The organism is Soonwooa purpurea (genome assembly GCF_053891095.1).
Window position 1 is genome coordinate 109,508 of record NZ_JBSSMA010000010.1, and the last position, 22,481, is coordinate 131,988.

Annotated in this window: 18 protein-coding genes and 1 pseudogene; 5 read left to right on the forward strand and 14 right to left on the reverse strand. The window is 30.7% G+C overall.

The genetic code is table 11. The features are described 5' to 3' along the window. The first annotated feature begins 215 nt into the window (after positions 1-215). Positions 216-1,460 carry a site-specific integrase gene (locus tag ACVFVN_RS10620; RefSeq protein WP_456235228.1) on the forward strand — a complete coding sequence of 415 codons (1,245 nt, stop codon included), beginning with the start codon at positions 216-218 and terminating at the stop codon, positions 1,458-1,460. Here the strand turns inward: ACVFVN_RS10620 and ACVFVN_RS10625 are convergent, their stop codons facing one another. From ACVFVN_RS10625 to ACVFVN_RS10660, 8 genes and pseudogenes are all read right to left on the reverse strand, one after another. Next, entirely contained in the window at positions 1,461-2,318 is an 858-nt protein-coding gene (locus ACVFVN_RS10625) for a phospholipase D-like domain-containing protein (protein ID WP_456235229.1), read from the reverse strand. A 198-nt stretch (positions 2,319-2,516) separates the two neighbouring features. Then, positions 2,517-4,622 carry an AAA family ATPase gene (locus tag ACVFVN_RS10630; protein ID WP_456235230.1) on the reverse strand — a complete coding sequence of 702 codons (2,106 nt, stop codon included), beginning with the start codon at positions 4,620-4,622 and terminating at the stop codon, positions 2,517-2,519. A 7-nt stretch (positions 4,623-4,629) separates the two neighbouring features. Continuing rightward, the gene (locus ACVFVN_RS10635; RefSeq protein ID WP_456235231.1) at positions 4,630-5,085 is read right to left on the reverse strand and encodes a hypothetical protein; all 456 of its coding nucleotides are present in this window, start codon (positions 5,083-5,085) and stop codon (positions 4,630-4,632) included. Then, on the reverse strand, positions 5,078-6,175 hold the full coding sequence (locus ACVFVN_RS10640; RefSeq protein WP_456235232.1) for a trypsin-like serine protease: 1,098 nt from the start codon (positions 6,173-6,175) through the stop codon (positions 5,078-5,080). Before ACVFVN_RS10640 ends, ACVFVN_RS10635 begins: the two co-directional genes overlap by 8 nt. Then, positions 6,165-7,241, reverse strand: a complete 1,077-nt coding sequence (locus ACVFVN_RS10645; protein ID WP_456235233.1) for a ComEC/Rec2 family competence protein — start codon at positions 7,239-7,241, stop codon at positions 6,165-6,167. The genes ACVFVN_RS10640 and ACVFVN_RS10645 overlap by 11 nt, the downstream gene beginning before the upstream one ends. Positions 7,242-7,403: 162 nt before the next feature. Next, positions 7,404-7,529: pseudogene (locus tag ACVFVN_RS10650) on the reverse strand (helix-turn-helix transcriptional regulator); the annotation flags it as partial. A gap of 147 nt (positions 7,530-7,676) precedes the next feature. Further along, positions 7,677-8,768, reverse strand: a complete 1,092-nt coding sequence (locus ACVFVN_RS10655) for a hypothetical protein (RefSeq protein ID WP_456235234.1) — start codon at positions 8,766-8,768, stop codon at positions 7,677-7,679. Beyond that, a complete protein-coding gene (locus tag ACVFVN_RS10660; protein ID WP_456235235.1) occupies positions 8,752-11,061 on the reverse strand; it encodes a hypothetical protein in 2,310 nt (769 codons plus the stop codon). The genes ACVFVN_RS10655 and ACVFVN_RS10660 overlap by 17 nt, the downstream gene beginning before the upstream one ends. Before the next feature lie 151 nt (positions 11,062-11,212). Between ACVFVN_RS10660 and ACVFVN_RS10665 the strand changes: the two genes are divergently transcribed. Next, positions 11,213-11,365 carry a hypothetical protein gene (locus tag ACVFVN_RS10665; protein WP_456235236.1) on the forward strand — a complete coding sequence of 51 codons (153 nt, stop codon included), beginning with the start codon at positions 11,213-11,215 and terminating at the stop codon, positions 11,363-11,365. Positions 11,366-11,587: 222 nt separating this feature from the next. On the opposite strand, the gene ACVFVN_RS10670 is transcribed toward ACVFVN_RS10665, so the two are convergent. The 5 genes from ACVFVN_RS10670 to ACVFVN_RS10690 all read right to left on the reverse strand — a co-directional run bounded on the left by ACVFVN_RS10670 (position 11,588) and on the right by ACVFVN_RS10690 (position 14,153). Next, the gene (locus ACVFVN_RS10670; protein WP_456235237.1) at positions 11,588-12,247 is read right to left on the reverse strand and encodes a hypothetical protein; all 660 of its coding nucleotides are present in this window, start codon (positions 12,245-12,247) and stop codon (positions 11,588-11,590) included. Between the two features lie 88 nt (positions 12,248-12,335). After that, entirely contained in the window at positions 12,336-12,914 is a 579-nt protein-coding gene (locus ACVFVN_RS10675; RefSeq protein ID WP_312322472.1) for a hypothetical protein, read from the reverse strand. Between the two features lie 10 nt (positions 12,915-12,924). Next, positions 12,925-13,329, reverse strand: a complete 405-nt coding sequence (locus ACVFVN_RS10680) for a hypothetical protein (RefSeq protein ID WP_456235238.1) — start codon at positions 13,327-13,329, stop codon at positions 12,925-12,927. 18 nt (positions 13,330-13,347) lie between these two features. Further along, positions 13,348-13,584: a hypothetical protein gene (locus ACVFVN_RS10685; protein WP_312322474.1), complete on the reverse strand. Its 237-nt coding sequence runs from the start codon at positions 13,582-13,584 to the stop codon at positions 13,348-13,350. 314 nt (positions 13,585-13,898) lie between these two features. Next, positions 13,899-14,153 (reverse strand): helix-turn-helix domain-containing protein, encoded by a 255-nt coding sequence (locus ACVFVN_RS10690; RefSeq protein ID WP_456235239.1) that lies wholly within the window; start codon positions 14,151-14,153, stop codon positions 13,899-13,901. A 1,137-nt stretch (positions 14,154-15,290) separates the two neighbouring features. Between ACVFVN_RS10690 and ACVFVN_RS10695 the strand changes: the two genes are divergently transcribed. The 3 genes from ACVFVN_RS10695 to ACVFVN_RS10705 are packed head-to-tail and all read left to right on the forward strand — an operon-like array spanning position 15,291 to position 22,166. Continuing rightward, positions 15,291-18,293: a SusC/RagA family TonB-linked outer membrane protein gene (locus tag ACVFVN_RS10695; protein ID WP_456235240.1), complete on the forward strand. Its 3,003-nt coding sequence runs from the start codon at positions 15,291-15,293 to the stop codon at positions 18,291-18,293. Between the two features lie 11 nt (positions 18,294-18,304). Next, positions 18,305-19,675: a RagB/SusD family nutrient uptake outer membrane protein gene (locus ACVFVN_RS10700; protein WP_456235241.1), complete on the forward strand. Its 1,371-nt coding sequence runs from the start codon at positions 18,305-18,307 to the stop codon at positions 19,673-19,675. Then, entirely contained in the window at positions 19,665-22,166 is a 2,502-nt protein-coding gene (locus tag ACVFVN_RS10705) for an alpha/beta hydrolase family protein (protein WP_456235242.1), read from the forward strand. The genes ACVFVN_RS10700 and ACVFVN_RS10705 overlap by 11 nt, the downstream gene beginning before the upstream one ends. A gap of 26 nt (positions 22,167-22,192) precedes the next feature. On the opposite strand, the gene ACVFVN_RS10710 is transcribed toward ACVFVN_RS10705, so the two are convergent. Beyond that, positions 22,193-22,456, reverse strand: coding sequence for a DUF6520 family protein (locus ACVFVN_RS10710; RefSeq protein ID WP_456235243.1), 264 nt, complete (start codon positions 22,454-22,456; stop codon positions 22,193-22,195). Positions 22,457-22,481 lie beyond the last annotated feature (25 nt).

Consider the following 22,481-nt stretch of genomic DNA (forward strand, 5'->3'; position numbering starts at 1 on the left):
AAATAGATGTTTTACAGCATTTTTTGTTTTGTGGGTTATCCAAAGAATGTCATAATATCGCAAGATGTTAGTGACCTATTCAGTGACCTAAATTATATTGACAAAAAGGTCACTGAAAACTTAGGAGAAAGCCTGTTCAAAGGCGTTTCCAAAATTTGAACATCTTGTGGTAAGATCGAAATAGTAATAGTTTCAATTCTTAAAGACACCACGACATGAACAAGACATTTAATCTTCTCTTCTATGTGAAGAAAGCCAAAGTTAACACACTTGGTGAAGCACCTATCTATCTTCGCATGACATTGGATGGACAAATATCAGAACTCAGCACCAAACGCACTATTTTACCTCAAAAATGGAATTCTACAGCACAACGAGCATCTGGTTCATCGGAGGAAATTAAAGCCCTTAATTTCTACCTTAAATCGTTTGAACAAAAGATTTACGATGTGTATCATTGTTTATTGCGAGAGAAAGACCTCATCACATCACAAGATTTGAAGAACCATTTGCTTGGTGTCAAGGAACGAAGCAGAATGTTGGTGTCAATCTTCGAAGATCACAACAATCGAATGGCGCAGCTTCTCGGCAAAGAATTCTCAAAAGGAACCCTTCAACGCTACAAAACCTGTTTGTTGCACCTTAAAGATTTCCTTAGTCTAAAACTTCATGTTAATGATATCGCAATTACGAAGATTGATTTGGCTTTTATTAATGATTTCGAATTCTATCTAAGAACAAAACCAATTAAGCCTTGCGCTAATAATTCAGCAGTAAAGTACATCAAGAACTTTGGAAAGATTATTCGGATATGCTTGGTTAATAGATGGCTAAGTTTTGACCCTTTTATGGGTTATAATTCTAAATTCTCCGAAGTTAATCGTGGTTTTTTAGATGAAGCAGAATTACTATGTTTGGAAAATAAAGAATTCGCAATTGAACGCATTGAACAAGTGCGAGATATTTTTGTTTTTAGTTGTTACACTGGTCTTGCATTTATAGATGCATGGAATTTAACTCCCGATAATATTGGGATAGGTCTGGATGCTAATAAATGGATTTTTACTTCACGTCAAAAAACAAAAATCGCTTCTCATATTCCTCTATTACCTCAGGCAGAAGCTATTGTCCAGAAGTATCAGAACCACCCTATTTGTGTTTCAAAAGGAAAGTTGCTGCCATTGTTAAGTAATCAAAAAATGAACGCCTATCTCAAGGAAATTGCAGATCTATGTGGGATTTCTAAAGAGTTGACGTTTCATATTGCTCGCCACACGTTTGCCACAACTGTTACTTTAGCAAACGGAGTTTCTATCGAAAGTGTTAGCAAAATGCTGGGACACAAAAACATAAAAACCACTCAACATTACGCCAAGATTCTGGATAAAAAAGTAGGTGAAGATATGTTGGCGCTTCAAGCTTTGCTTCAAAAGAAAGAAAATCTTAAAAAGCAAGCCTAACTAAGACAAGCTTTTTCTGTTGTCATAGCAATATTGTTTGAAAAACAAAAGCTGTAATACAAAATTTACAGCGCAATCAATTACCTCAACTTTTTCATTAACCATGAGATTATCAAAATGACTAGTTGACAGTTTTTTCTTCATATTGGCAATAATAGAACTTTGTGCTAATTCAAATGTAGTAGTATATTGAAATGCTTTGATTTCAGCTAAAAAACGATTAAAATTATTGTGCTCTAATCCAGAAATAATACCGTAGATATAGAACGTATTTTTTACTTTATCAATATTGAAAAAGAATTGATTACCCGCATTTAAGGCAAAAGAACTGCCATCCCATCGGCAAGTTACATTTTGTTGTAACTCTTGTTGCAGTATGTTGATAAGTATGCTGGTAAATTTCTCCTTAGACAAGTACAACTCATCATCTGTTGGTAATTGCTTTTCAACATTTGGAGTAAGGTAAGATTTTACGAAAGATTTTAGCTCGTTTAACTCGTCCATACTATCATATATAGCCCCAAACTCAATACCACTCAGGTTAGAACTCAGTAATAGATTCATGGATGTTACCAAACCTCTGTTTTCATTGAAGTAAACCTTCGCATGTAGATTTTTGACCAAAAGAGGCTTTATACCAAGCGCTTCTAATTGCTCCCAACTTTTAAAGTTATCACTTTCCATGCGAGCATAAGCCTTTATTTTCACACCTCTATTTTTGGCTTTCACAAGCTCAGATTTTAGAACTTCCCATTTACCAATCTCCCAGTAAGGACTTACTAAAATTAAATACTCTCTTGATTGATGAATAATCTGTATGATTTCGCTGCTAATTTGGTAAGGTGGTATAATTTTCATGGTGGATAGTAGTTGTATGTCGTTTTTCTTACAAAGCTTGGTGTAGATTTTTAGCTTACTTGAACAAATGATAATTTTTTTAGATTAATAAAAAAGTTAAAATAGGCTCAAATGTAAACATCCAAGTCATATTTTTCTAATTCCAACGTAATTGCAGTTTTACTTTAATCAATTATAAATAATGTTTACATTCTTTTACTAAAGTAAATTTATTACCTTATCAGACCCTAGATTTATTAAATTGTAAGAATCTTCAACTAAATCTTTAACCAATTCCATCAAATCAAATTTTTCTTTTTCACCTAACTCTTTTTCAGTAGATGAAAATATTATGGTTTGTTTGTCAGTTACTTCCGAACATTTTTGGAATAGCGCCTTCAAACTGGTTTGCTTTGCTTTATGTTGACCAGGTTCGTCAAATACAATTAATCCTGGATGATTACTTCCATTGTCTCTTAAGGCTAATGTATATGCCCAAATATTCCTAACAAAATCAGATGCAGAAGAGTTAATTCTTATTGATTGAGGATTTGTATCATCTTTCCATCTTTTATAAACAGGGAAATATTTAAAGGGTTCTTTTCTATTAATTGAAATTTGATAATTTTCGTTACTATCATATTCAAACTTGTACAATAAGTTTTTATAATTCTTTTCAAACGATTCTAAAATATCTTCATCATCAGATTGTGTTAGTCCCTCTATTGCTTTTGTAACGTTATGGTATTTATTTGCTAATTCAAAGAGGGTGCCTTTCAATTCATCTATTTGATTTTTAAACTGTTCCAGATTTTTTATTTCTTGTTGCAACTGTAGTTTTTTTACAACTTCAGATTCTGATAAAGCTCTGTCGTCAGCAATTAAATCTCTAGATAGAGATTTAATAATAGTTTCTTGATTTCTTAGAGTATTTTTAAAATATTGTAATAATGTATTTTTCTCTTCAATAGATTCATTTATACTTTTAAGAGTTGTTTGAATAATCTTTTTCTGACTTACTAGAAAACCTTTATTTTCTTCAAGAGATAATTGGGGAATCTTAAAATCTGGATGAGATAATATATCTTGAGTTACAGATTGTGTACAAGTAGGACATTTTGCATCATCATTTTTTTTAAATAAGTTATTGTTAAATACTTTAATTAAACTGTTGTGCTGCTGTATTTCCTTTTCAATTACAATTAATTGGTTATTAATGCTTTGTTGTTGCAGCTTCTCAATATTCAACTTATTTTCAAAGCTATTTATATAATTTTTTAATTCATTATATTTAGCTTTGTTCTCTTCGTACTGAAAAAGTATTTCATCCTTATTGCTTTCAATAATAGCAAACGGTTTATTTTCTAGTTCAGAAACTTTTTCTGACTTTGCATTTAAGTATTCAGCATAAGTAAGTATTTCTTCTTCCGAAACTTGAAAAGAAGAAGATATTTTTTCAATCTCCTTTTCATCTGTAGTTATGTCTTCTGGAATAGAAGTAATGGTTGCATTATTTTGTTTTTCCAAAAAGGAAAATGCTTTTATTGATTTGTTCCAATTATCTATGATTTCAGTTTTACTTTTATTGTACACATCTCTTTTTGTGGAATTTGAAATTTCATCCAATTTTAGAAGAAATTCAATTACTTTTTCTTTAGGTTTTGTAACTCCAAAGTAGGGCATTGTTGCAAAAAAATCCGACCAACCTTTAGTTTGCTCAATAAGCATCGATGAAAAAACTAATTGAAGATATAAAGGACTATAATTTGATTTATTAGAGCTGTTGCTTACATCAGGTAATTTAATCCCTATAAAATCTGTAAACCATTGATAAAATCCATTTGGATTATCATTGTTTCCTTGACCATTTACAAAAAACACCCCTGTGTCTTCGTCTTTAGTTTCACTGATTTCCTCCAATCTAGATTTATATATTTTGATATTAGATTCTTTCTCATCACCTTTAGAACCTTTAATTACACGCTCTAAACTGAAATAATCACCATCAATATTTTCTATTTCTAAGTACACTTTAGACCGAATAATTTGATTTGTTATATCATTTTCTTCTTCTGAATTTTCTGTTTTGATAATAAAGCTGTCTTTTAAAGCTTTATCTAAAGCCTTGTTATTATGACCACCTAACAGCTCCTCCATTCCTAACGCATAAAAAATACAAGAATTAATAGTGGTTTTACCTCTTGAATTTTCTCCTGCTATAATGTTAAGTCCTTGATTAAATGTTAAGTCAAAACCATATAAATCACCTATAGTTTCACTTTTATTTGTTAAGATTTCTGTTCTTAATCTATTAATTTTAAACATATTAAATTTATAGTAGTTTCCAGTTATTATTTGCTTTTTCCAGTTTTGTTTTAGGGAGCCAACCTATTGATTTTATTTTTTCTATTTCATCTTGAAACAATTCATCTTTTTTTATTGAATTCAATGTCCCTAAACCTTTTTCAGTTAAGATAATTTCTAGTTGATCGCTCACAATTTTTTTATCTAAATATTGCTCTATATAACCAATTGCTAATACTTTTTCAAGACCAAATTCAAAAGACCAAGGGGTTAACGAATTTCTTAAATTCTTTTTTAAATCATAAAGTACTTGGTAATGTTTATTGTCTCTCAAAGCCCAAAACATTAAATGAATTAATTGTAAACTAGCTTTATTTCCACTTCCACAATGATTAATAATAGCAAGTAAAATTACTAGCTTATAATACGCATTGTACCGTATAGATACAGACGTTTTTTTTTCGTCTAATATTATATTAATCATTTTTTGTAAAATTTAGGGTGCATACACCTAACCACTCAATTATTTGAAAATCTGAAAAGTCTAAATCCATATTAGTAGGAAGGAATTCTAAATCATCTTTTAACCTTTGTTGTAATTCACTTTTTTTATCAATTGCTTCGTTGTTATTGATCACTGTCCTTGTGTAATCATCTTCAACTTGATCAACGTACCTCTTTACTATTTCTTTAAACTTTATATATAACATCGGTGCTTCATTATCCAATTGACGTATGTTATCCAACATCGATAAATATTTTTTTATCTGTTTTGTTGTAACTTGGTTTGCTTTACCCGTTGTTGGATACAACACTTGATTTTTACGATGTAAATTTTCAAAAAATTCACTTTGAGTTTTTTGAAAGGCTTGAATTTCGTGATCAGCATAAACTCTATCCAAATTCTCCATCCAAGTTCGCAATTCGTCTAAATCAGACAAATCAACATATTCATCAAAATATGTTTGAATGTGTGCTACGGAGCAACAATCAATATCACTATTCAATGCTTTTTCTGTTACGACAGAATTAAGAATTCCAATTAGAAACGGTGTTTTATGTCTATAAACAAAAACCCCACTACCCGAGAGCCCTCCTGCAATGATCTGTCCATCTTCTCCAGCTTGTAGAAACGTTTCACTATCCGATAATGTAATCTTGAAAGAATGGTTAGCATCACTACAAGTAATTAACCTAGACTTAAAAGGTCTATATTCATTATTGTATATTCCTTGATATCCACAAAATTCAACATCTGTATCAGGTAGAAAACTGTGAGCGATTTTATATTTATAAAGTAATTTGTCCTCATCTTGAAAGTCAATTTCTAACAATGCGAAATCCTTTTCATATTCAAATTCCAGTATAGATACAACAGTGATGTCTTTAAATTCAGATTGATAATCTGATTGTTTTTGAATTTCAATATCCTGAATATTTGGTTTAACCTTTCCTAAACAATGAGCTGCAGTGAAAACATAAAAAGTTGTTTTGCCGGCTATTAGCACTCCACTACCAGTTTCTCCATTACATTTTATTCTAACACAATATTTTTCGGCAGTATTATAAATCATTTTTTGTAAATGTATTTTTATGTATTATGTTCCAGTTACCATTTTTAAGATCATCAAACGTTATAAAATCACCGATCCTCAATCTTAAGCTTTCTAAACTATAATTTGTATAAATGTTTAAAATTTTATCATTTTGATTTGTCTTATAAACTATTCTTGCGATAGTTTCACGGGAAGGGTGTTTGTGGTTTGAAGATCCACCATTTGTTGAAATTATAAAGTTATTAGATCTAATTAAAGATAACAATTCTTGAGAAGTATTATTTAGACTACCATGGTGGGAAATTTTAACAAAATTAACTTCAAGTGGATTTGTTTCATTATAACCTAATTCTTTCAAATTGTCACTAATAACTTCTGCCCTAGAATCAGCTAAAAGCAATACACTTAAATCAGGACATTTTAATAAAAAAGAAATAGAAGATGAATTGTAGATGTCATTATTAATTGATTTTTCGGGTTTAAAATCAATTTTATTAAGTTCTTCAAGAGATTTTGAATAGCTTGGAATATTTGTAGAAATCAAAGCTTTATTATTAAGCTCTATTTTCTTAACATTATCTCTTTCTTTTAACCAAGTTTCATACAACTTATTTTTGATTTCGGTTGTGGGGGATAGTATGATAAACTCTAAACCATTAATATTTATCATTCGATTTTCTGTGGTAATTTCTTTAATTACTACACCAATTTTTTTCTCTTTTATTAAAGCTTTCCAATCTTCAGCTTGAGGTACACTGATTAAAGCTTTATCAGATTTTGGCTTATAAAACTCTACATCAGGCTGATTATACCAAATTTCGTCAATTTCTATTCTCGCTATTAAACTATTCTTAAATAAATTTATTAATCCTCCTATATGATCATTATCAATATGTGTCAATACAAGCAAATTAATTTTGGAAATCTCTTTTAGTTGTTTTTTTAAAGCATATTCAAAAGTTGATGGTGTTCCTCCGTCTACAAGAATTACATACTCCTCATTATTTTCATCATACGTTTTAATTAATATAGAATCGCCATTGTAGGCAGGTAAGATGTTTAATTCAGTTTGAGTTCTTGTCATTTGATGATGGGATTATTAGAATTATGTATAATAATAAAGCATTGCTAAATACGAGTAGGACAATTGGTTCAATTTTCAAAACTAAGCTTAACTTTATAAAGCTACCAAAATAACAAATTTAATGTATAGAAATTTACGGTTTTCCGTAAACTGAAATTTCATCTATTCATCAATCTTATACTTCTTTATATCAAAATCGAAATCAAACAATTCTTTTGGTGGAATTCCAAAAGCAGATGCCATTTTTAATATAGTTTCGATAGTTGGATTTCCTTTTCCATTTTCAAATTTAGTATAATAAACGGAATAAAGTGTTGTATTTTATGCAACTTAATCCATCGATTTAAATTTTTGTGCTTGAATTATTTCCTTATCAAAATAGTAAACTGTTCATAAAGCAAGACTCCAATGTCGTTGGACTCCAGGTTGCTGATTTTAGATTATTCCTAATTGTTGAGCTATATCTTGTTTGTACTTTTCAAAAGGTTCATTGTCTGATTCAAAACATTCTTTGCCAAAAATATCTCTTTTTACTGATTGTTCATCTCTCTTTAGTAATACGGCAATTTCTTTAATTTGCGAATCAGAATATATTTTTCTTTTATTTATCATCTCGTAGGAAATATTCTTGTGATAATTATATCTATTTTGCAATTTGAAGATTCCTATAAATTCATCCACACTTCTAGTTTTTGATAAATTTTCTAGACTAACATCAATATCTTCTATTCTCTCTGTTTTTGCATATTTATATTTTAATTTGAATTTTATCAAATCATCCAAAAGATAGTCTTTAGAACTTGGAACTATATTTTTTAAATCCTCATTTATTGTAAATTCTTTTTTGATTTTAAACTTTGAGTTACAAGAATAACAACTTAATACAAAGTTATATATTGAAATGGATAGAAAAGCATTTGAGTTCTTGGGTAAAACATGATCTAAGGTGAAATGCTCATCAGAGAACTCACCTTTATATTTGTCTTTAAGTTCACTTAATATTTCACTACCTTTTAAAGGAAATAAAGATTTTATATCTTTTCCAGATATAAAACCTGTTTTTTTTCTTTCTTTTGAAATTTTGTTTGTTGAAGATTCATTAATTATTTTATTTAATAACTTATTTGGGGCATGATTTATAAATTCCTCAACAGATGAATAATTGTCCTTAAAACTATTAACGTATTCTATATTACAATAAAAACAACTTTTAATATTTAAATTTTCTTCAATTAAAAAATCTGCAATTGTTCTTTGTAGATCTGAATATATATAGTCCTTTTCTTCAGATCCTGTTTTGAAGAATTGATTTAAATGACTTACATTGTTTTTTTTTGTAAACTCTACCAGCTCACAAAAATCTGCTGTCAAAAGTTTTCTTAAATCCCAAGCAACATCTATCTTTTTGATTTCTTTACAAACTTCACTATGATTAGATATTTTAGGTGAGATTTTATCAAAGTATTTATTTAAGAAAATTTCTTTTTCTTTGTTTGTTACATATGGATAATTAATCTTTCTCATCATTCTTCTTTTTCAATTTTTGAATTTCTTCTAAACGTTTATTAAGTCTTTCTTCTTCAATACTTAAATAAGTTTTATCACCAAAACGAACTTTTAACTCGTCTAAATGATTGTGCAAAATATTTCTAATATAATCTTCACCAATTAAACCTAAGAATTTATCATAACATTTTGTTTGAATATCAAAATCAATAGGGTTTTCAATTTCATTCCGTTTCATTGTTTTCTCATAATAATTTAAAAACTTTTGAATTTCATCTTTAACAAAAGCTCCTTTTGTGTCTGAAATAAAAAAACCGTCAGTAAGCATTTGATGAATGTTTTCTCCAAATGTATTATCACCTTTATAAGAGCTTGGTTTTGATTTTCCATTTTCATCTACCTCCAAAAACAATACATTTTGCTTTGGGATATCAGATAGTATGAATGGTGAATGTGTGATGAAGAGCAGGTTAATATTTTGCGTCAGGTTTTCAATAGAATTTAAAGCTTTAAGGAAATCATAAATAAATTTTCTTTGAAAATCTGGGTGAGCATATAATTCTATTTCATCAAAAATAATGTTCACATTATTGTAATAAATTAAATTTTTGTCATTTTTTTCTTCGTCTCTTTCGTGAATTGCTTTGACAGATTTCAAATTTCTTAAATGATAAATGACTGAATGAATACTAAATATTTTTTGCTTTTCACCAGAGCTAAAACTATTGAAATTGTTTTCTGAATATTCTTCTTCAAAAAAATAATTTACTTTGAAAATGGATGGTAGAGACTCCTTTATTGAAAATTTATGCTCAATTTTGATTGTTTTTTCTTCATCCAAAAATTTATAAGCTTCTTTTGATTTCTGAAAAGGTTGATCAATTTTTTTATAAAGATCATCAATACTTATTAATGGGACTCCTTTTTTATATAAGTTACTTTCATCTAAATACAAATACTTCAAAAAGAACAAAGCTTGTCTAAGTTTATCAGCATTATGGCTAGAGTCCTGATTAATTGCCTTAAAATAGGATTCTAAATTTTCTTTATTCTTAATTGAATATCTGCTCCTTTTTATTGGAAAATCATTATATAAAACTTCAATATTTGTACTAGCAAAACAATCATTAAATTCATTATAAACTGAATAGTGCCGCATTCTTATCAATTTAAAAATGATATAATCTCTTATATAGGGATAGAAAAAATGATCTTTATTGATTGTAATTTTTTCGTTATCATAAAATATGGAATAGATTAAATTTAAAATTTCCTGTTTATCCTTTTCTGAAATATCCAGCCATTGATTTCTATTTTCTTGTTTATCCCAATCATGCCAATCTTCAGATATTGGTTTATCAAAACCAATAAATTTTTTTTCATTTAACTCAATGCTTACATACTTTATTTCTTTTTTTTCGGAAATAGTACGTAATGAAGGCTCTTGTAGAACATTGACTAAAAATCTTGATTTTGAGAGTTCTTTTTCGGAATTAATATCAATATTTCCCTCCTCTCGCATAGGATTTATTACTATAGGTAACTGATAGCCATCATTTTTATGAAAAACACCTTTTAACCATTCTCCAGATTCTAACGTATTATATCCATAATGAGAATAATTGATAATCATGGTATAGAAAAAATCTTGAAAAAAATACCATTCTTCACGACTAATATTTAAATGTTCTATTTCTTGCCCAGATTTTAAAATTTCCTTCGAAATATCAAAATTTTCTTTTTTGAAAATATCATTATCTTTTTGAAAATCTGTTATTGAAATATCATTATCTTTTAATGTAATTTTTCTAACCTTTTCTTTAGCATGACCTCTAAAGCATTCTAGCTCTTCATTGCGAATTGTACAAGGTTCGGCTTTATGTAGAATAAATACTTCAACATTAATGTCTTTTAAATCCTGTGCCTTGCTGTTTTCAAAATTGGCAATAAATTCTTTAAGTCTATTGTCATTAGAATCAGCATATAAGTCTTCAGTATTAATAAAATCATTTTTTATTTCTAAAGACATCTTTACTACAAAAGCTACTAGTAACTCCACCAAGGCACTCTTGCCACTTCCATTTTTTCCAACAATTGCTGAAATATTAATTTTGGGTTTTAAATCACTGTCACCTTGAAAATAAAGTTCTTTAGGTACTACTTCTTCATATTGAATTGACGAGAAATTTCCAGCTTCATCTTCAATAAATTTATAATCAGTATAAAATTGATATCTCTGGTTGGGAATTAAATTCTTAAGAAATTTGGGATTACAACCTTTTAAAGGTCTAATTGCTAAAATTTTAAAGCTCATGTTTATTTATTTTAATACGATGTAGATAGAAATCAAAAATACTTACTTAAGGTAATGAAAAAACTAACTTGTATTAAATTGTTTTTATACAATCATTTTTTTTTGATGATAAAAGCTAATATTTTTACACTAACTAAACAAATTAGTAACTATGAAAACACTGAAAATTTACAACATTGTCGCTGGTATAATAATCATTGCATTATCAATTTGGATTAATGCATTGCGAAAAGAGCTAAAAGAAACTAAAGAAGTTTTAGACCAATGTTCGGACAGGTATTATCAAGAAATTCAAAAGCAATAATAATTGCACTATTTTTTTTAGGATACAATACTTTTAGAAAATGCATTTCAAGTCTGTACATTTTCTGAACAGGTATTATTAATCGAAATGATTTCGTACTTTTATGTATAATTGTATAATATCATCGGTATTTTGTTAACAAGTTGAATTTTGTTTTTAGCCAAAGTACAGAAATAAATCTAATGAAAACAAAATCCTAACTCTCGTCAGGATTTTTATATATTATTGAAAGATTACCTTAATAAAAACTTTTTTTAATGTACCATTTCTTTCAATTGAGTGTACAGTAATTTGAGGAGTGTATTTTGAGAGGTAAAAAACCCTACTATTAATTAGTTTTACATAACCAAGCTTTTGTCCATCTTTATACAATGCAACAGCATATTTATCATATTGATTTTCAGGTTCATTTATTGATTGTAGAAGATCGCCCTCTGCTATTATCTCACTGGCAATTTCAGCTTGAGATAATCCAGAAATTTCTGTAATGAATTTCAAACCTTTTACTGGATAAAAATCCGCAAGAAACTCAAAATTATCAGTAGGAACTAATCCTTGAGTCATTGCCAATAAATAAAAGGTGTCATTTCTTCTTTCAGGTTGAATCATCCAAAATTCATAAAAATATTTAGAATCGATTCTTTCATTCTTTATTAATCGATGACCAAAAATATCAAGAACATTTGAATCATAAACTTTATTAACATCAGGGAAACCTTCGAAAAGTAAAAAACCCTTCTTTTTGGCTTCCTCAACTCCTTTCTTCAAGTACGAAAAAACGACTCCTTGCGAAGAATTTTTTTTAATCCTTCCTACGGGTATTCTTCTGCCTCCACTTCCTGTTCTCCAGGTTAGGTATATATTTTTTATTGTTTTTTTCATATTAAAGACAGCAATCTGTCAATACGCGAATTTACAATTTTAATTATGATCTGTATTGTTGCATCTTCACACACGAAGATGTAAAAGTCTAAATCACATACTCAGAGTTATATTCGTCCGGAAATTCGATTTTTAAATTTCTTAAATTCATACTTGTTTTTTTAAATAAACACAATTGAATGGCAGGTTTATAATCGAGATATTGATCTTTTGACTCTTCAAATATCAGTCTATGTCTGTATTTTTTGTATTCCTCTTTATGGTCGGAAATAGATTTGATGCCATATACTCTTATCGCCTCAAAATTGAAATCGGGAATTTTGGTTCTGAGAAAATTGATAATCCGTGAAACAGTAGTCTCTTCATTAACCAGTTTTTTAGATTTTAAAAATTTAATAGTATCATCAAAAACCTGCATATGTTCGGTATCACCAACCAAATCAAAACACAAATCCGAACTAAAATCACATTCTGCCTTACATATTACATAAGAAGTACCGTGCCTCATTTTCCCCCACCAGTGTGCATTTTCTATAAAGGTATCCCAGAAATAGTACCCATCTCCAAGCCAAGCGTTGCTCCATTTGCAAAGAAATGGTGCATTATTTTCAATATAATCAGGATTGCCCTTGTCTTTGAGGGTTTGATATAGGACTTTAACTTTCACACTATCAATTTTATATCAGAACGGTATGATCTCTCAGAGGTTTTTCTAATGAAGACAGGTTCATCGTCGGCAGAACCACCGGCGGAATGTTTGCTTGTAATGTTACGGTACTGATAAATGCTCTGACATAAGGAAATATTATTGCGATTGAATTGCGATAAAAATAGGTTGGAATTTCATCAAAACCACTTACGTTCTCAAATTTAAAATTCGCAACACATTCAATCTCAACAAAAGGGGAATCATTAGTTAGCGCATTGAAAATAAATTTCAACTCATAAGAAGAAGATTCAGAGATAAATCTACCGGAAGGATTAAATGAAATCTGAATGTCATTTGAGGTTTTGTTTTCAAGGCTTATGCTAACTTTGGAAAAGTGATAGTTTTCTAGACTAAAAGCCGCTTTGTTTTCCATTTTTGAATTTTATTTAGGCTAAGATAAAAAAAAATCCGAAGCGAACTTCGGATTTTCTAATATTTCATTTTTGCAACTAAATTCCCAATAAGAATTTCGGACTTCTGTTTCATAGAACATTCTGGACTGATAAAGAAACTCATCAATCTTTGGTCCGACCGCGTCATATTCTTCAGTTTCAGCCCATTCTTTAGCAATTTGTTGTTCTGAAGTATTCTGAAAATAAAACTTTACTTTTTCTAATATTGTTTTCATAATGCTCTTGTTTATTATTAAACACATTGCTTACATCTGTAAAACGATTGTATAACAATAGTAAAACAATTATTGTGCAAATGTATATAAATATTGTTATATAACATAAATAATTTATTTAGAATAATTCGAAATTAATTATTTGTAAAATGCTTTATAGATTTTTTGTTGAAATAGAAATACAAATAAATCTCAATAAAATTGTGAACAAGGTAAGCTTCATCAGTTACAGTAAACCGCTTTAGTAATCACTAAAAAGATCTATTTTAATTAATATATATGTGTTTTATCTCTAGATGAATACAATATTATAATTATTTTAATAAGTCTAAAAATGTTATTTCCAAGGCATCACAAACTTTGAGCAGTGTGGAAAAGTGAAAATCTTCTTTCCCATTTTCCATATCGCTAATTTTAGACCTATCCATTTTTGATATTTTATTAGCCAACTGTTCTTGAGTTAATTTCAGTTCAGAACGTTTTTCTTTGATTTTTGTGCCTATATATTTATAGGTTTTTAAATGTTTACTATCTATCATGACAAAAAAAGACTGTGGTTTTATTGCCACATTAAAAAATTATTACTATATTTGCCTTAGCGATATGATAATTAAGCCAATAGGGCATTAATTGACGATGTTTTCTCGAGTCAGAACGACCAAATTTCCAATCGAGATAACCGTGATATCGCTCCATGTCTGAAAAGTTCATTACTTTTGTATTGGCATGCGAGCGGTTCTCACGTTAGCTTTAGGTTGGAGCTTGGTAAATCTTCGGATTTTAAAGTCGGGTTTGGTCGCCCTTGACCCTAAAGTGTGAGACTGCTCCTTGCTTTTTTACAAGGTACTTTCCCATATCCGAAAACATCGTTCCATAACTCCAAAACAAGATAGTATGAGAACGATTTTTTATTTTACCGTCAAAAAGCCTCCTGATAAACACGTTTAGCAGGCTGCTAGTATTAGTTTCATTAAAAGAACTCCAGCTCTATCCCCGTACTGAGCAGCACAGGTATGTTTATACATGCCGTAACCCCATATGTATAGGGACATCGCACACAATTAACTTCACACCTTAAAAGTAGTGTTTTGTTCCCTATTGACCAAATATAAATGAAGAGGAGAGGTAATCTCAGTAAACGGGTTAGAGCTGTTTACTATAAAGTAAATGCATGGTGTACATTTACTTTCACACCATTTATTGACCCTTACAGCGGTTTTTTCCGTTGTGGCGTTATTATCTCTCGACCCATGTAGCAGAATCCAGAAGAAGTCCGTTTTTAGATTTTTCGCTTAGTTTTTACTAATAATATTTCATTTTTAATTCCCAAAAAGCAATCTTCGATTAGTCGAGAAAAACTATTATCCTATCTATATTTTATGCAAAGCATAATGATGAGAAAGCAAAACCACTTGGGGATGGCGCATCTTCATATTAAATTAAACATAACACAACTCAACCAAGCTGTCTCCAATGGTTTTACGCTAATATTATTTATTAAATGATTAAAAAATTAAAAGATTAAAGTAGTTATGAGTTATGTCAAAGGTCTGATGTCAAATGTCTTACATCTAATATCTAAGTTCTAACATCTCTGATATCTAACCTCTAACTTCTAAACCAAAAAAAAGCCCTTTCCGTTAAGTTTGACGACCGTACAGGAAAGAGCCTAGTAAAATTTTAACAATTAAACCAATTTCAAAAGTATGAAAAAAAACTTTTGCAGTCGAGGACCTATTAGATTAGGTCTAGGCATTACCCTATTTTCCAGTTTGATGCTGATGGGGCAAGCCACGACAGTCACAGGGATTGTAACACAAAAAGGTATTCCCTTAAGTGGTGTTTCAGTTTCGCAAGAAGGCGCTACAGAGATAGCCTTAACAAATTCTTCAGGAAAATACCAAATACAAATAGTTGGAGAAAATCCAATACTAATATTTCGATACAATGATTATGACGAGAAACGTGTAAAAGTTGGCAGCAACCACACAATCAATATCGATTTCAAACAAAAAGTAGAAGCGCTTGAAGAAGTAGTAGTTAATGCAGGCTATTACAAAGTCAAAGAAAAGGAAAGTACGGGTAGTATCGCTCGGGTTACCGCCAAAGATATCGAGAACCAACCCGTTAACAATGTCCTCTCAGCTGTGCAAGGACGGATGGCTGGTGTAAGCATCACACAGAATAGTGGTACACCAGGTAGTGGTGTACAAATCCAGATTAGAGGTAAAAATAGCCTTCGAAGTATTGCTAATAGTGGAATAGATGGCAATCAGCCGTTATATATAATAGATGGAGCGGTATTAGGAGGAGATTTACAAGCCAAATACGCTGGGACAATACTTTCTGCAGCGGCAATTAACCCACTAAATAATATCAATTTTAATGAAATAGAAAGTATAGAAATCCTCAAAGATGCTGACGCGACAGCAATATATGGCTCTAGAGGTGCTAATGGTGTAGTACTAATTACAACCAAAAAAGCAAAATCTCGAAAACTGAATATTAATGTTAAATCTAGCTATGGACTAAGTCATATCATTAATAATTTAAAAATGATGAATACGGAACAGTATTTAGACATGCGCCAACAAGCATTTAACAATAGCAAAATAACAGTTTATCCTGTATCTGCATATGATATAAATGGTAAATGGGATAAAGATAGATCTACAGATTGGGCAAAAACACTACTTGGACATACTTCCGATTTTTCTGATAATAGTATTTCCCTACGTGGTGGTGACGAGATTACAAGTTTTAATTTGAGTTTTGGACATAATGAACAGAGTACAGCATTTGGTTCAGATTTCAAATACAAGAAAAATAATGTTACAAGTAGTCTTTCACATCGCTCTAAAGATACTAGGTTTCAACTAAGTTTATCCAATGCTTACAATGAGGAGACTAATAATCTGGTCAATAGTGACATCACTAGGCAGGGTATTATTTTAGCTCCCAATAGTCCTATGTTATATACTCCTACAGGAGAACTCAATTGGGAAAACAATACCTTTACCAATCCTATAGCGATTTACAACAGTACTTATTCTTATAAAACAAGACAGTTTTTATCAAGTTTTAATGCTCAGTACAAAACGAATGATAGGCTTTGGGTAAAACTGACAGGTGGTTTTAGTTATCTTAATTTTAATGAAACCTCACTTATACCACATACTGTTAATAATCCATCTTTCGGAATGACCTCGGCATTTTCTCAAAGCTTTAAGAATAACCAAAATCGACTATCTATCAACCTAGAACCGCAATTGAATTACAAATTCATATACAATCGACATGAGTTTGATATTTTAATAGGTGCTACCTATCAGCATGATATTTACCAGCAGGAAGGTACCAAAGGTGTTGGCTTTGATAGTAATGCTCTAATGGGGAATATTGCCGCTGCGTACACTAAAACTGTTTTTGATCAAATTTCAACACCATATAAATACGCTGCATTTTTTGGTAGATTTAATTATAAGTTGGATGCTAAATATATTATTAATCTTACTGGTAGAAGAGATGGTAGCAGTAGATTTGGACCAAATAATAAGTTTGCCAATTTTGGTGCTGTAGGATTTGCTTGGTTGTTTTCAAAAGAAAACTGGCTTAAGGAAACTAACTGGCTTTCTTTTGGAAAGCTTAGAGGAAGTTTTGGAACTTCAGGAAGCGATAATATTGGAGATTTTCAATATTTAGATACTTATATAGTGTCTTCCTTAGTTTATAATGGTATCACTGGCTTACAGCCTTCTAAGCTTTTCAATCCTAATTTCAGCTGGGAAAAAACACGAAAATTAGAGGGCGCGATAGAAGTAGGCTTTTGGGATAATAAGATTAATTTTACTAGTGCTTGGTACAGAAATATTTCATCTAATCAGCTTATTGGCTATCAACTTCCTGCAATAACAGGTTTTACATCAGTGTTAGCTAATCTTCCCGCAATGGTTGAAAACAAAGGCTGGGAATTTGAGCTCAACCTTACGCCTTTTCCAAAATCCCAAATATCATGGACTAGTCATTTTAATGTAAGTATTCCGAAGAATAAATTATTGGATTTTATTGATCTAGAAGGGTCTACCTATGCTAACCAATATGTAATTGGGCAACCTATTAGTATTGCAAAAGTATACCAACTAGAGGGGATAGATACTGCTACGGGAAAATATATTTTTAAAGACTTTAATGGTGATGGGAAGATTACAGCACCTGATGATAATAAAGTAATTGAAAATATAGGAGTTAAATATTTTGGAGGTTGGTCTAATACTTTATCGTATAAACAATGGCAACTTAGCTTTTTATTCCAATTTGTAAAACAAAAAAGTAGAAATTATAACTTTCTTATGCCTTCACCTGGTCTAATGAGCAATTTACCAGTAGATGTCATAAAGAATGTTTGGTCAGAGAGTAACCCGACAGGTCTATACATGCCATATCTAGCAACAGTTAACCCTCAACATACGTTGTTTCAGAACAGTACTGCTGCAATATCCGATGCCTCTTTTATTAGATTGAAAAGCATTGAAATAGCATTTGATATTCCTCTTAAGAACAGTTGGGTAAATACAGTTAAAATTTTTGTTCATGGTCAAAACTTACTCACTTTTACCAGATATTTCGGTATGGATCCAGAGTTCGCTCCTATGCCAGGCTTCTTGCCACCTCTCAAAACCATTTCTATAGGTACTAATATTAACTTTTAATGTCTTTTAAAATGAAAAATACTTACATTTTTATAATTGTCCTATTTGGTGTACTTAACATCGCTTCATCCTGTGAGCAGATGCTAGAAGTTGATATGCCAGAAAATCAATTATCTACCAGTGCCGTTTTTGAAAACGCACAAACTGCTGAAGCTGCATTGGCTGCTTTGTATGCAGGCTTATGGGAGAACTCACCATTAGCAGGGGATGCCTCTGGTAAATTATTGGGGGTATATACTGATGATCTCGCTTACTATTCTCAAACTTCAAATAATGGTATTATTGAGCTTTATCAACTCGCGCATTCACCAACCAATATTGCAATACAAAACTATTGGAGTGCGGCTTATCAGCAGATTTATGTAGCCAATGCTATTATCAAAGGCATAGACGAGACTAAAAATCTACCGATAACTGTTAAGAATAGAATAAAAGGTGAAGCTTTAGCAATAAGATCAATTCTTTTTTTGTACCTGCAGCAGGTCTATGGTGCTATTCCATACACGATTTCTACAGACTACATGCTGAACAAAAACTTAACAAGAACCGATGCGATAACTGTACTTAATTTATTAAAAAATGACTTGAAAGAATCCGTTAACCTACTCAATGATAATTATAGAAATGCGGAACGTATATACATCAATAAAAAAACTGCAGAACTTGCACTCGCAAAAATATTGATAATGTTATCGGAATGGCAACAAGCAGAAGTTGTACTAAAATCTATTATACAGAATCCACAATACACTTTCCAAAATGATTTAACCAAAGTGTTTACCAAGACAAGTCAACATATTATATGGCAACTAAAACCTAAAAATACGGGAGATGCTGTAAAAGAGATTTTAACCTACTACTTTACAGGAAGCGCACCCAATAATTTTGCACTATCAGATGATCTTTTAAATTCTTTTCAACCTAATGACCTTAGAAGAGACAAATGGATGGCGTCTGTAACTGTTGGCAATAACATGTGGTACAGAGCTGATAAGTATAAAAATAGAACATCTAACACAACGGAATATTCTGTCGTTTACCGTCTAGAAGAAGTTTATCTGTCTCTGGCAGAAGTGTTGGTTAAACAGAACAAGCTACAAGAAGCTCTACCTTATGTTAACGCAACAAGATTACGTGCTTCTCTCATGCCTTTATCAATTGCAATTTCTGATAATGAACTTATGGGAGAGATATTGGCAGAAAATAGAAGAGAATTTTTTACCGAAATGGGACATCGTTTTTTCGATTTAAAAAGAAATGGAAAACTTAAGGTTCTGAAAGATGTTAAACCTAATTGGAAAGACAAGGATGGTCTATGGCCAGTTCCTCAGAAGGAAATACAACTCAATAATAATCTAAATCCACAAAATAATGGATATTAAATTAGTCTATTGGTTTAGAACATTGGGCTACCTCCTCATTTTCTTATTTTCTATTAGTTTTTATTATGGTCAAGATCATAAAGACACCATAAAAACATGGGTGTCAAAGTATGCAAATTTTGCAAACTTCAAGACGTCAGAGGATGGTCAATGGCTATTAATGAGAAAGCTGGGCTATAATGATCTTGATACTGTATTTGTTTTTGGAAGTCAGTCAAGATATATGGCTCATGATACCATAACAAAGATGAATGTTACGCAAAATTTTATCGGAAATAATGCATTATTAGTTGTTGGAGATGCAGTTGCCAACTATATGGATTTGAAATCATCGAGACGTCTAGGTTTTGAAAATGTAAAGAAGACAGCACTTGATCCTGGACAAAATATTTTTTTTATTTTAGATAAAAATAATTGTTTACGCGTTTACGATAAAAGTGCATCACTACTTAGACGATATGAGGGTGTTTTACAGATATATACCCAGCCAAATAAAGAGATTATAGCATTGCAAGAAAAAGATGGTGTTAAAAGTTTTTTTAAACCACTCAAAGATGAAAATCCATTTTTTGAAACATCAGCAAATATTCAGTCATTCAAATCAATAGATCATAATCAATGGTTTTTAATAGAAAATTTAACCAATAAAGACAAAGAATTATCCTTGATAAATACCCAAAAACGGTCAAAAATAAATGTAAGCTTGGGTAATCAGCAATATGATTATATTTCGATATACTCTTTAAAGGATGAATATTTATTTCTTGTAGATTTTACACGTCAGGTAAGACCTAATAAGTCGGAAATTGTTGATGTTTGGTATACCAATGATGAGGAACTACGGTCTAAAAAATATGGAAAAACGATACATAATTATTGGATATGGGACACAATAGATAATAATTTAACACCTTGGTCAACAGATCGTCTTGTATTGATGCTTCCTCTTAAAGAGAACGCAGGGGTTTTGATGTATAATAATTTAAATAAAGGAAATTATGAGCAACATAGTCCTAATTTTGAAATCTATTTGCATAATATATTGAAAAATGAAAGTACGAAAATATTCTCTGATACCAGAGAAGTAATTAGCTCAGAAAGTACACATTATATTGTCGCCCTCAATGAGTTCTCAAAAAAGTGGTCAATATACTACACCAAAGAGCAAAAGGCGAAACAAATTGAGATTACTGGACTTAAATCTCCGGTTTTTTCAAAAGATGAGAAATTCTTATTTTTTGAGAGTAATAATGGGTTTTGGATATTCGATATCGTCAAAAAAAAACTGAGAGAAAATCCCGTGCTTAAAGGGCAAAAAATTAGAATTAAAAATGCTACACAGCTGATGCTTAGTCAATTTGAAGGGCCACAATTTATTACCAAACATGTTGATTCTAAGCAAGTCTTGCTAAAAGCGGAAGATATTAACACACTAGAACAAGCAATATTTAGCTACCAAGAAGGCGAGGTCAAAACTTTAATTTCGCCAAGACAAGATAATATAAAAGATGCGAGATTTTTTCCTAAATCCCAGCAATTACTTACATTACAAGAGTCATTTAATCGTCCACCTTCTATTTTAAGTTATGATTTGAAAAATGCGAATATCGACACTTTAGCGCATGTTCTTTATGACAGGGACGCATTAAAGTTTAAAAGAGATATCTTATCATATCAGTCAAAAAAAGGAAAAAATCTGAAATCCATTTTGTTTTATCCTAAGAATTTTAGTCCTGAAAAAAGATATCCAATGGTAGTTCATGTTTATGAAGAACAAAGTAATCTTGCTAATCAGTACCTTTTGCCACAAATAGACAATACAGGATTTAATGTGCGATTACTCCTTGAGAGGGGTTATTTCGTCTTACTACCAGATATTAAGATGGATAAAGAAGGTCAAGCAGGAGTTACCGCTTTGGACGCTATTAATGCTGCTTTGGATGAGACCCAAAAATTAAAGTTTATCAATCAAAATAAGATTGGACTTATTGGTCATTCTTTTGGAGGCTATGTGACTAATTATATAGCGACCAGATCTAATAGATTTGCCACATTTATTGTGGGGGCAGGAGCTTCTAGTATTTTTACGAAATATTACAAATTTAACGAAGATCTTCAATTGCCTGAATATGCACGAGTTGAAAATGCGCAATTTGCAATGAAAGAAGCTTTGGTAAATAATAAGAATGCTTATATGGATAATGATCCTTTAAGTTTTGTTGACAAGGTCTCTGCACCAATGCTTTTGTGGTGTGGACTGGATGATAAAAATTCGACACCTGACGAAACTATGGCAATGTACTTAGGGCTTATGAGAAATAATCTCACAGCAGTTGCTCTATTTTATCCTAATAACGGTCATGTATTAAATACTTATTCTAAGGCAAGTATAGATTTAAATTATCGTATTCTCGATTGGTGGGAATATTTTCTGAAAGATAACAAAACAATAGAATGGGTGAAAAAAATAGAAAAAAAGGATGCCAATTAAGGCATCCCTTTTTTTTAATTACTGTTTTATGGAAGTATTTCATACAGAGTCTGAACACACATTGTAGGACTTTCTGCTTTACGAAGAGGTGTTGCACCATCACCAGACCATGTGCAGATTACCCCGTTGTTAATATCTGTACAGTTCTTGTCAGGTTCACATGTAAACTCGCCATCCTGGTTTATTAAGCGATAACCAATATGCGTTGCCTTATTAGATTGGGACTGCATTGCAAATGCCGCTCCACTTCCTAGTAATAATACTAGACTTGGAATAATGAATCGTTTCATAATAAAAATATTTGATGTTTTTGTC